10 protein-coding genes are annotated in these 12,149 nt (G+C 53.2%); 3 read left to right on the top strand and 7 right to left on the bottom strand.

Going from position 1 to position 12,149, the window contains the following annotated elements; all coding sequences use genetic code 11:
* Nucleotides 1–11 precede the first annotated feature (11 nt).
* From pstB to greB, 7 genes are all read right to left on the bottom strand, one after another.
* The gene (pstB, locus tag AAZR23_RS14645; protein ID WP_004237979.1) at nucleotides 12–788 is read right to left on the bottom strand and encodes a phosphate ABC transporter ATP-binding protein PstB; all 777 of its coding nucleotides are present in this window, start codon (nucleotides 786–788) and stop codon (nucleotides 12–14) included.
* Nucleotides 789–819: 31 nt separating this feature from the next.
* Nucleotides 820–1,707: a phosphate ABC transporter permease PstA gene (gene pstA, locus AAZR23_RS14650; RefSeq protein WP_107679889.1), complete on the bottom strand. Its 888-nt coding sequence runs from the start codon at nucleotides 1,705–1,707 to the stop codon at nucleotides 820–822.
* Nucleotide 1,708: 1 nt separating this feature from the next.
* A complete protein-coding gene (pstC, locus tag AAZR23_RS14655) occupies nucleotides 1,709–2,665 on the bottom strand; it encodes a phosphate ABC transporter permease PstC (RefSeq protein ID WP_434693407.1) in 957 nt (318 codons plus the stop codon).
* 84 nt (nucleotides 2,666–2,749) lie between these two features.
* Nucleotides 2,750–3,790, bottom strand: coding sequence for a phosphate ABC transporter substrate-binding protein PstS (gene pstS / locus AAZR23_RS14660; RefSeq protein ID WP_107679888.1), 1,041 nt, complete (start codon nucleotides 3,788–3,790; stop codon nucleotides 2,750–2,752).
* Nucleotides 3,791–4,085: 295 nt separating this feature from the next.
* On the bottom strand, nucleotides 4,086–5,420 hold the full coding sequence (gene envZ, locus AAZR23_RS14665; RefSeq protein WP_166706823.1) for a two-component system sensor histidine kinase EnvZ: 1,335 nt from the start codon (nucleotides 5,418–5,420) through the stop codon (nucleotides 4,086–4,088).
* Entirely contained in the window at nucleotides 5,417–6,136 is a 720-nt protein-coding gene (ompR, locus tag AAZR23_RS14670) for an osmolarity response regulator transcription factor OmpR (protein WP_046895021.1), read from the bottom strand. Before ompR ends, envZ begins: the two co-directional genes overlap by 4 nt.
* Before the next feature lie 50 nt (nucleotides 6,137–6,186).
* Nucleotides 6,187–6,672, bottom strand: a complete 486-nt coding sequence (greB, locus tag AAZR23_RS14675; RefSeq protein WP_052927185.1) for a transcription elongation factor GreB — start codon at nucleotides 6,670–6,672, stop codon at nucleotides 6,187–6,189.
* Between the two features lie 185 nt (nucleotides 6,673–6,857).
* Here greB and AAZR23_RS14680 point away from each other — a divergent pair, with 185 nt between their 5' ends.
* The 3 genes from AAZR23_RS14680 (at nucleotide 6,858) to feoB (ending at nucleotide 12,145) form a co-directional block, all read left to right on the top strand.
* Entirely contained in the window at nucleotides 6,858–9,185 is a 2,328-nt protein-coding gene (locus AAZR23_RS14680; protein WP_052927184.1) for a Tex family protein, read from the top strand.
* Nucleotides 9,186–9,510: 325 nt separating this feature from the next.
* Nucleotides 9,511–9,738 carry a ferrous iron transporter A gene (feoA, locus tag AAZR23_RS14685; RefSeq protein ID WP_186725358.1) on the top strand — a complete coding sequence of 76 codons (228 nt, stop codon included), beginning with the start codon at nucleotides 9,511–9,513 and terminating at the stop codon, nucleotides 9,736–9,738.
* Nucleotides 9,739–9,823: 85 nt separating this feature from the next.
* Nucleotides 9,824–12,145, top strand: a complete 2,322-nt coding sequence (feoB, locus tag AAZR23_RS14690; protein WP_052927183.1) for a Fe(2+) transporter permease subunit FeoB — start codon at nucleotides 9,824–9,826, stop codon at nucleotides 12,143–12,145.
* Nucleotides 12,146–12,149: the final 4 nt, after the last annotated feature.

The following is a 12,149-nucleotide window of genomic DNA, read 5'->3' on the forward strand; positions in this document are numbered from 1 at the left end:
TTGTCTCCGCATCAGCCATAACGACCGGTGATGTAATCTTCGGTTTGTTTCTTACCCGGGGTGGTAAACAGGGTATCAGTATCACTGAATTCAATCAGTTCGCCCAGATACATAAACGCAGTGTGGTCAGAACAGCGCGCCGCCTGCTGCATGTTATGGGTGACGATCACCACGGTGTATTCCGATTTCAGCTCACTGATAAGTTCTTCAATACGGCCGGTGGAGATTGGGTCCAGCGCCGAGCACGGCTCATCAAGCAGCAGAACCTCAGGGCGGATAGCAATACCGCGCGCAATACACAGACGCTGCTGCTGACCACCGGAGAGGCTGTAGCCGCTCTGATGCAGCTTGTCTTTGGTTTCATTCCACAGCGCCGCTTTGGTCAGCGCCCACTGTACCCGCTCATCCATTTCGGCACGCGGCAGTTTTTCAAACAGGCGGACACCGAAAGCAATATTGTCATAAATAGACATCGGGAACGGCGTCGGTTTCTGGAACACCATACCCACTTTGGCGCGTAATAACGCGATATCCTGGGTATCTGTCAGAATATTGGTGCCATCCAGCAGGATTTCACCTTCCGCACGCTGCTCATTATACAGCGCGTACATTTTATTGAAGGTACGCAGCAGGGTCGATTTCCCGCAACCGGACGGACCGATAAAGGCCGTGACTTTATTTTTGGCAATATCCAGCGAAATGTTTTTCAGCGCGTGGAACTGGCCGTAATAGAAGTTCAGATCACGGACCTGAATTTTGCTTTCAGTTACGTTTTGAATTTTACTCATGACTCTCTCTCATTCATCCGCAGTCATTTAATCAGTGCTTTTTCTTCGCAAACAGCACACGCGCCACGATATTAATTAACAGCACACACAGTGTGATCAGCAGAACACCCGCCCAGGCCAGACTCTGCCACTCCGCAAACGGACTCATGGCAAACTTGAAGATAGTGACCGGCAGGTTGGCAATCGGCTGCATCAGATCCGTACTCCAGAACTGGTTGGAGAGGGAGGTAAAGAGCAGCGGTGCCGTTTCCCCGGCAATACGGGCAATCGCCAGCAGCACCCCGGTGATAATCCCGGAAACCGAGGCTTTCAGGGTAATCGCTGAAATCATTTTCCATTTCGGTGTGCCGAGGGCATACGCCGCTTCACGCAGGCTGTCCGGCACCAGACGCAGCATGTTTTCCGTGGTACGGATAACAATCGGGATCTGTAACAGCGCCAGGGCAATCACCCCCGCCCAGCCGGAGAAGTGCTGCATTTGCATCACCACAATGGTGTAAACAAACAGCCCGACCACAATCGACGGTGCGGATAATAAAATATCGTTAATAAAACGGGTCACTTCCGCCAGCCAGGATTTACGGCCGTATTCCGCCAGATAAACCCCGGCGAGAATGCCCAGCGGTGTCCCGATAACCGTAGCCCATAAAATCAGCAGGCCGGAACCGACAATGGCGTTCGCCAGACCCCCGCCTTCCGTATTCGGCGGTGGTGTCATTTCGGTGAACAGCGCCAGCGACATGCCGTCCATCCCTTTGGTGACTGTCGAGAACAGGATCCAGATTAACCAGAACAGCCCGAATGCCATCGTGGACATGGATAAGAACAGAGCAATACGGTTTTTCTGACGGCGCCAGTACTGACGTTTCTGCCGTGCGCTGATATCCACTTTCGGTTGTTGAATATTCATTTCAGCCATCTCAGCGCCCCTCTTTCTTATTCAGACGCATCACCATAAATTTGGAGATAGCAAGGACGATAAAGGTGATGACAAACAGGATCAGCCCCAGCTCCATCAGTGCTGCGGTATGCAGCCCGGATTCCGCTTCGGCGAATTCGTTCGCCAGTGCCGAGGTAATACTGTTGCCCGGCATATACAGCGAGAAGCTGTCCAGCTGATAGGTGTTACCGATGATAAAGGTCACCGCCATGGTCTCCCCCAGGGCGCGCCCCAGACCCAGCATCACGCCGCCGATCACCCCGTTTTTGGTGTACGGCAGTACAATCCGCCAGATCACTTCCCAGGTGGTACAGCCGATGCCGTAAGCCGATTCTTTCATCATCACCGGTGTCTGCTCGAACACATCACGCATAACCGAGGCAATATAAGGGATTATCATAATGGCGAGGATAACACCCGCCGCCAGAATACCAATACCGAATGCCGGGCCGGAGAACAGCTCGCCGACAATCGGGATGCTGGACATCACCTCGCCGACCGGCTGCTGGAAATAAGTGGCAAATAACGGGGCAAAGACAAACAGTCCCCACATGCCGTAAACGATACTCGGAATAGCCGCTAACAGTTCGATTGCGATACCCAGCGGGCGGCGCAGCCAGTTAGGAGACAGTTCTGTCAGGAACAGCGCGATCCCGAAACTCACCGGGACGGCAATCAGCAGTGCGATAACTGAGGTCACGATGGTGCCGTAAATCGGTACCAGTGCCCCGTACTCTTCCGCCGGCGGGTTCCACTCTTTATTCCATAAGAAACCTAAGCCGAATTTTTCAATACTCGGCCAGGACGCAATAATCAGTGAAATAATAATACCGCCCAGCAACAACAGCGTAATCAGCGCCGCCAGTTTTACCAGGGCACTGAAAAATTGGTCGCCGCGTTTGCCGGGTGGTTTCATTGCCGTGTTCAGTTCGGCCATAGTCGCTTCCGTCTTTAACACAGATCCCCCCGGTACGGGGGGATCAATTACTGGTAATTCAAAATCACTTCATCATCTGCCGTATCAGTACAGCGGCTTACCGCTGCTGTCTTTGACACTGGTTTTCCATGATGCACGGACTTGTTCAATCACTTCCTGCGGCAGTACTGCATAATCCAGTTTTTCTGCCTGCTCACCGCCGTTCTTGTATGCCCAGTCAAAGAATTTCAGAACTTCCTGCCCTTTGGCGGCATCTTTCTGATTGGTGTGGACCAGGATGAAAGTGGTGGAGGTAATCGGCCATGCGTTCGGACCCGGCTGGTTAGTCAGATCCTGAGCGAAGCTTTTTGTCCACTCTGCTTTACGCGCTGCGTTACTGAAGCTTTCACCGGTCGGGGATACCGCATCGCCGTCCGCAGAAATCAGCTTGGTGTAAGCCAGTTTGTTCTGTTTGGCGTAGGCGTATTCCACGTAACCGATAGAGCCCGGCAGACGCTGAACAAAGGCCGCAATACCGTCGTTACCTTTACCGCCCAGACCGACCGGCCAGTTAACGGTAGAGCCTGCGCCGACTTTCTCTTTCCAGTCAGGGCTGACTTTGGACAGGTAGCTGGTGAAGACGAACGAGGTGCCGGAACCATCCGCACGGCGGACAACCGCGATATCCTGATCCGGCAGTTTCACTGACGGGTTCAGTTTGGTAATTGCCGGGTCATTCCATTTTTTGATGTTACCCAGGTAGATATCACCCAGGGTTTTACCGTCGAGCACCAGTTCACCGGACTTCAGACCCGGCAAGTTGACGGCCAGTACCACACCGCCGATTACGGTCGGGAACTGGAATAAGTTATCAGCGGCCAGTTTATCTTCGGACAGCGGCGCATCTGACGCCCCGAAATCAACAGTGTTGGCGACAATCTGCTTCACGCCGCCGGAGGAGCCAATCCCCTGGTAGTTGACTTTGTTACCGGTTTCTTTCTGGTAAGTATCAGCCCACTGCGCATACACCGGCGCAGGGAATGTTGCACCCGCCCCGGTCAGACTGGTCGCGGCAAATGCAGAAAATGCAGAGAGAGAAAGTGTCGCTGCCATAACAGTGGCTACTGCGGTACGCATCGGTTTCATGATCCCTCCTGACGGGATTTATAGATAATGACGATAAACGTTGTATCTGGTTAATGTCGGAACATGAGGGAAAATAGGACAATCTGGTGACAATAATATGTAGGTTATATGACAGTTTTATGACACTGCAGGTGCGCGGGAACACAAAAGCGGAAAAATGATGCGAAAGAACAAAAACAGGATACACAACCAACAAACTGATTTTATTGAGATTAAAAACAAAATCCCCGGGATAATCGCTTACCTCAGGGATTTATGACAGCCACATGACGATGACATGCGGCTGTCATAATAATTAATCGTCTCTGTCATCCGGCAGCGGCAGCATCACGCGGATACGGAATCCGCCGCGCTGACTGCGGCCGACCTCAATTTTACCGTCATGCGCATCCACAATACGGCGCAGAATAGCCAGCCCCAATCCGGTACCTTTATTGCTGCGCGCTTTTTCACCCTGCACAAACGGCTGGAACAGATGCGGGATATCCGCCTCATCAATACCGTTGCCGTCATCCTCCACCTGAAACCAGGCAAAATGCGCATCCAGACCACTGCTGACACGTATCCAGCCGTTACCGTAGCGGGTGGCATTCACCAGCATATTACCCAGCGCGCGTTTAATCGCAATCGGGTTACCGGTGAGATAAACCGGTGCCTGAATAACATCATTCTGAAGTGTGACATCCGAGTGGATGTGCGCTTCAGTCACTTCATTAAGGACAGATGTCAGTTCCAGATGCACCATCTCCATTTCACGGCCGGTACGCAGATACGCCATAAACTGCTCAATGATACCATCACACTCTTCGATATCATTGTTGATGGATTCCGCCAGATAGTCATCCTCCGGGCTCATCATTTCCGTTGCCAGACGGATGCGCGTCAGCGGCGTGCGCAGGTCATGACTGACACCGGCCATCAGGACAGTACGATCCTGCTCCAGCGTTTTGATATCGCGGGACATCTGGTTAAACGAACGGATCACCGAGCGCACTTCCGCGGCGCCGGCTTCCCGAACGGGGACCAGCGGCCCCCCGGTTCCGATTTGCCGCGCGGCGGATTCCAGCTCGGTCAGCGGGCGGTTCTGATAACGGATAAATAACCAGACCCCGGCAAAGACAATCAGCAGAAAGGCAAAAATATAACGGAAGACCGGCGAGAACTGATCCTGACCAATTTCAGTCAGCGGCACTCTCACCCAGACATCCGGAGCAATATAGGAGTTCAGCCACAGCACGGGATAATCACGGCTGACTTCCAGCCGGACATCCGCATAGCCATCCAGATAATGACTCATCTGTTTACTGAGGGATTCAAAATGACGCGCCCAGCGCAATCCGCCCTCATCAGCTGTTTCTTCGGTAAAAAAGGTAATGCCCAGCTCTTCATAAATTTTCTTACGCAGTGCCGGCGAAACACGTACTGCGGTTCCGTCCTTCAGCACCATTTTTTCGCTCATCAGTGTGCGCACTTCATAAGCCAGAACCCGGTTAAACTGTTGCAGACTGGGCATGACAATAAAGTTCACTACGGCCAGATAACTTGTTGTTATAGTTGCAAACAACAGGAAGATGACCAGAAATAACGAGCGCGAAAAGGTACTTCTCGGCGAGAACCGCAGCCGCTTCATGCTTTATTGCCGTCCGGAACGAAGACGTAACCCAGTCCCCAGACGGTCTGGATATAACGCGGATGTGTCGGATCTTCCTCAATCATGCGGCGCAGACGGGAAATCTGCACGTCGATTGAACGTTCCATCGCACTGTATTCACGGCCGCGCGCCAGGCTCATCAGCTTATCGCGGGACAGCGGTTCACGCGGGTGTGACACCAGCACTTTCAGTACGGCAAACTCACCGCTGGTCAGCGGCATGTTTTCATCTTCGTGGAACATCTCGCGGGTACCGAGGTTCAGCCGGAACTTACCGAACTGAATCACCGCGTCATCCTGGGACGGCGCACCCGGCAGTTCATTCGCCTGACGGCGCAGCACCGCACGGATACGTGCCAGCAGTTCACGCGGGTTAAACGGTTTCGGAATATAATCATCCGCACCGATTTCCAGCCCGACGATACGATCCACTTCTTCCCCTTTCGCCGTCACCATAATGATCGGAATCGGGTTATTCTGGCTTCTCAGACGGCGGCAGATAGACAGCCCGTCCTCGCCCGGTAACATCAGATCCAGGACAATAAGATGAATTGATTCGCGCGTCAGCAGACGATCCATTTGTTCCGCGTTTGCGGCGGTACGGACCTGGAAACCCTGCTCACTCAGATAGCGCTCAAGCAGCGCACGCAGACGCATGTCATCATCAACGACAAGGATCTTATAACTTTCCTGCATGTTTGACTCCCGGGTTCATTTTTTCATGCAACTCTTCAGATTAATTGTGCCTATTCAGCAATCGGCTGATAGCGGATAGACAAAATGACATAATTCACTTCACCGTTAGGTGTTATTACCGTTACTTCATCTTCCGCCTGTTTTCCGATTAATGCCCGGGCCACAGGGGAATCAACTGAAATCCATTTCTTTGCCGGTGAAAATTCATCAGGTCCGACGATGCGAAAAGTCTGAATTTCTTCATCATCATTTTCCAGCTCCACCCACGCCCCGAAAAATACTTTTCCTTCCTGGCGGGGGTCCGGCTCAACTATTTTTAAATTATCCAGACGTTTTGAAAGAAACCTCACGCGTCTGTCAATTTCACGCAGACGTTTCTTTCCGTATATATACTCGGCATTTTCCGAGCGATCACCCTGCGCAGCGGCTTCTGACACTGCCTGAGTGACTTGCGGGCGTTCTGTTTTCCAGAGATATTTTAACTCCTGATCCAGCGCATCCCATCCTTCACGGGTAATCAGGTTACTTTTTGCCATATGTTACCTAAACAAAAAATAAATTATTTAAATAAATTGTAATACTAAATGCATTTTCTGAAAGATAACAGCAATGCATAATTCATTTATATTACTTTATATCGGCTGGTAATTCCCGTTTTGAACACGTATAACTGTCCCCTGAAATTTTTTTACGTCAATTTATCGCAGCCGGAAAGAATATCATGATGAATGAATCTCTGAGCCAGATTATTGCCGGTGAACTGAAGGCACAAACCCGCCAGGTCACCGCCGCAATTACCCTGCTGGATGAGGGAAATACTGTCCCTTTTATCGCCCGCTACCGGAAAGAAGTTACCGGCGGCCTGGATGATACTCAGCTGCGTCAGCTGGAAACCCGTCTCAGCTACCTGCGCGAACTGAACGACCGCCGTCAGACCATCCTCAAATCCATTGAGGAACAGGGCAAACTGACCCCTGAACTGGCGGGGGCGATTAACGGTACTCTCAGCAAAACAGAGCTGGAAGACCTCTACCTGCCTTACAAACCCAAGCGCCGCACACGCGGACAGATTGCGGCGGAAGCCGGTCTGGAACCGCTGGCAGACACGCTGTGGCAGGATCCGTCACAGACCCCGGAAACCCTCGCCGCCACCTATATTGACAGCGAAAAAGGCGTGGCAGACACCAAAGCCGCCCTTGACGGTGCACGCTACATTCTGATGGAGCGTTTCGCGGAAGATGCCGGTCTGCTGGGAAAAGTCCGTGATTACCTGTGGCGTAATGCGCACCTGGTTTCCGTTGTGATCAGCGGCAAAGAAGCGGAAGGCGCAAAATTCAGTGATTATTTTGATCACCACGAACCAATTGCCAATGTCCCGTCACACCGCGCCCTGGCGATGTTCCGCGGCCGCAATGAGGGGATTCTGCAACTCTCCCTCAATGCTGATCCGCAGTGTGAAGAGCCGCCGAAAGAGAGCTATTGCGAAGAACTCATCCGCGATTACCTCGGTGTCCGCTTTAACAATGCCCCGGCAGACAGCTGGCGCAAAGCAGTGGTGAGCTGGACATGGCGGGTGAAAGTGCTGCTGCACCTCGAAACCGAACTGATGGCCGCGCTGCGCGAAAAAGCAGAAGATGAGGCCATTAATGTCTTCGCCCGTAACCTCAGTGATTTACTGATGGCGGCACCGGCCGGTATGCGCGCGACGATGGGACTGGACCCGGGTCTGCGTACCGGGGTGAAAGTGGCGGTGGTGGATGCCACCGGTAAAGTGCTGGCCACTGACACCATTTATCCGCACACCGGACAGACCGCCAAAGCAGCGGCGTCAGTCGCGGCACTCTGCCTGAAATACCATGTTGAACTGGTGGCTATCGGTAACGGTACCGCCTCCCGCGAAACCGAGCGTTTCTTTGCGGATGTGCAGAAACAGTTCCCGGATATCAAAGCCCAGAAAGTGATCGTCAGCGAAGCCGGAGCCTCAGTTTACTCCGCGTCAGAACTGGCGGCGGCAGAGTTTCCGGATCTGGATGTCTCACTGCGCGGGGCAGTTTCTATCGCCCGCCGGTTACAGGATCCGCTGGCTGAGCTGGTAAAAATCGACCCGAAATCCATCGGGGTCGGCCAGTATCAGCATGATGTCAGTCAGACACAACTCGCCCGCAAGCTGGATGCGGTGGTGGAAGACTGCGTAAACGCCGTCGGCGTTGACCTCAACACCGCCTCTGTCGCCCTGCTGACCCGCGTTGCCGGACTGAGCAAAGTCATTGCACAGAATATTGTTGACTGGCGTGATGAAAACGGCCGTTTTGCTGACCGCAAACAACTGCTGAAAGTCGCACGTCTCGGCCCGAAAGCCTTTGAGCAGTGTGCCGGATTCCTGCGTATCGCGGGCGGAAAAAATGCGCTGGACGCCTCCACTGTTCACCCGGAAGCCTATCCGGTAGTGGAAAAAATCCTTCAGGCCACAGAAAAAACCCTCAGCGACCTGATGGGTAACAGTGATGTGCTGCGTAACCTGAAAGCGCAGGACTTTGTTACTGAACAATTCGGTGTGCCGACGGTTTCTGACATCCTCAAAGAGCTGCAGAAACCCGGCCGTGACCCGCGTCCGGAGTTCAAAACCGCGACCTTTGCCGATGGCATTGAAACCATGAATGACCTGCGTCCGGGTATGGTACTGGAAGGCGCGGTCACCAACGTGACCAATTTCGGTGCTTTTGTGGATATCGGTGTTCATCAGGACGGACTGGTGCATATCTCCTCGCTGGCAAACCGCTATGTGGAAGATCCGCATACTGTGGTGAAAGCCGGGGATATTGTCAGCGTCAAAGTGCTGGATGTGGATATCGCCCGTAAGCGTATCGCGCTGACCATGCGGATGGATGAGGAGCCGGAAACGGCAGCCCGCCGCGGCGGCGGCAGTGATAAGCCACGGGCGGAAAAACGGCAGAACAGCCGCCCTGCCCGTAACGGTAACAGTGACACCTCTGCCGGCAACAGCGCGATGGGTGATGCCCTCGCCGCCGCTTTCGGTAAGCGTAAGTAACTCCCCTCTGTATCCTGTACGCGGCAGCGCCTGCTGCCCGTACTTTCCCCTCCCGTTAGTCGTGTATTGCGTTAATCAGTGGTAAAAATTGTTACTAACGTAAATCAATACGTGAAATATCTGCTCTCAATTGTTTTATACGCCGGATATCTTGATATACATCAAACTTCACTGGTTACTTTTCGGGCTAAATAGGTAAAACATTGTTGGTTATGATTTGCATTTACAGTATCAATTAAGTTTGTAAGGATATTTTTCTGCCGGACTGTTCGTGCGATAATCATTTGCAATATCATTCCTTTTTGCATGGTTAACCGGAGCCTTTATGACACTTCAGCCACAACACAGTTATAAAATTCTGGGCTTTTCCGGGCAAATCAGCCCGGCATACCGTCAGAAATTATTGTCTCTGGGCATGCTGCCCGGCTCCGTTTTCCGGGTGATCCGCAGCGCACCGCTGGGCGATCCGATCCAAATCGAAACCCGGCACGTCAACCTGATGCTCAGAAAAAAAGACCTGGCGCTGCTGATGCTTGATGACGTGCAGGTATAACCCGCCGCACATCCCGCGCTGACTCACTTCTTTCCTTCTGCCGCCGGCAGGAGGGGTTTGTATTTATTGATTGGCATATGACACTATGAAAGCACTCACCCTGGGACTCATCGGTAATCCCAATTCAGGGAAGACCACGCTGTTCAACCAGTTAACCGGTTCCAAACAACGCGTCGGCAACTGGGCCGGTGTGACCGTGGAACGGAAAATCGGTTATTTCACCACACCGGAACACAAGATTGAGCTGGTGGATTTGCCCGGTACCTACTCACTGACCACCATCTCCGAGCAAACGTCCTTAGACGAACAAATTGCCTGTCACTTTATCCTCAGCGGTGAAGCGGACATGCTGATTAATGTCGTCGACGCATCCAACCTCGAGCGTAACCTTTATCTGACACTGCAGCTGCTGGAACTGGGTGTTCCCTGCATTATTGCCCTCAATATGCTGGATATCGCTGATAAAGCGAATATCAATATTGATATCAAAGCCCTGTCAGAACGTCTCGGCTGCCCGGTCATCCCGCTGGTTTCCACCCGCGCGTCCGGTATCTGTGAGCTGAAAGCGGCGATCGATAAACACTCAATGGCACCACATGACGTGCTGGTGAACTATCCGGCGGCACTGCTCGACAGCATGAACAGCCTCGCACAATCTATTCCCGCAGAGGAATTCAGTGCCACACAGCGCCGCTGGCTGGCACTGCAAAGTCTGGAAGGGGATATCTACAGCCAGGCCCGCGCCGGTTTCACCCCGGAGCATGTACAGTCTGTCCGTGACGCCATGCAGGCACAGCAGCAGGAAGAGCCGGAACTGGTGATTGCGGATGCCCGCTACCAGACGATTGCGGATATCTGCGAAAAAACCATTGATAACAGCCATTCCGAGCCGAACAAACTGACCGCCTCGATGGACAGAATTGTCCTCAACCGCTGGCTGGGCGTGCCGGTATTCCTGTTTGTGATGTATCTGATGTTCGTGCTTGCCATCAATATCGGCGGGGCATTGCAGCCGTTGTTTGAAGGCGGTTCGGAAGCCATTTTCATTAACGGGACACAATGGCTGGGGATCACCCTCGGCTTCCCGGACTGGCTGACCATCTTCCTCGCCCAGGGGGTCGGCGGTGGTATCAACACCGTGCTGCCGCTGGTGCCGCAAATCGGGATGATGTACCTGTTCCTCTCCTTCCTGGAAGATTCCGGTTATATGGCCCGCGCTGCATTTGTGATGGACAGACTGATGCAGGCGCTCGGACTGCCGGGCAAATCCTTTGTGCCGCTGATTGTCGGTTTCGGCTGTAACGTGCCGTCCATTATGGGTGCCAGAACCCTGGATGCGCCGCGTGAGCGGCTGATCACCGTCCTGATGGCACCGTTTATGTCCTGCGGGGCACGGCTGGCAATCTTTGCGGTTTTCGCCGCGGCGTTCTTCGGCAAAAGCGGCGCAAGCATTGTATTCTCCCTGTATATCCTCGGGATTGTGGTGGCTATCCTCACCGGTCTGCTGCTCAAGCACACTATCATGCGCGGGGAAGCCTCACCGTTTGTGATGGAACTGCCGGTGTACCATGTGCCGCATATGAAAACCCTGTTTATGCAGACCTGGCAGCGCCTGAAAGGATTTGTGGTACGTGCGGGTAAAGTAATTATTGTCGCCAGTATGGTGATCGGTGCACTGAACAGCTTCAGTTTCTCCGGCAAACCGGCGGACAGCATCAATGATTCCGCACTGGCTTCGGTCAGTAAAGTGGTCACTCCGCTGCTCAGCCCGATTGGTGTAACCAATGATAACTGGCAGGCGACTGTCGGTCTGATCACCGGTGCGATGGCGAAAGAAGTGGTGGTCGGGACACTGAACACCCTCTACACCGCCGAGAGTATCACCAACGAACCGTTTGATCCGGAAGCTTTCGATTTATGGGGTGAGCTGGGTGATGCTGTCAATGAAACCCTGGATTCACTGGCAGATACGTTCACGTTCGCAGCCTTGTCCAACCCGATCGAAGCCAGTAAAGGTGACGGTGAAATGGATGGCGGCACCATGGGTACCATGGCCGCGAAATTTGGTTCTGGTGTCGCCGCATACAGCTATCTGATCTTTGTACTGCTGTATGTACCGTGTGTGTCTGTGATGGGGGCTATCGCCCGTGAAACCAGCCGCGGCTGGATGACGTTCTCTATCCTGTGGGGTCTGAACGTGGCTTACTCACTGGCCGCACTGTTCTATCAGGCAGCCACATTCAGTGCGCATCCGGGCAGCAGTTCTGTGATTATCGCTGTGGTGGTGATTTTCAACCTGATTTTGTTTGCGCTGCTGCGCCGCACACGCAGCCGGGTGAATCTCAGCGGCTTCCGCCGTGATGCACACAGCCGCTGCGGTGGCTGCTCCGGCAACGAGTGTCACTGATAAA

Source organism: Morganella sp. Je.2.23 (assembly GCF_051129855.1).
Taxonomy (GTDB): domain Bacteria; phylum Pseudomonadota; class Gammaproteobacteria; order Enterobacterales; family Enterobacteriaceae; genus Morganella; species Morganella sibonii.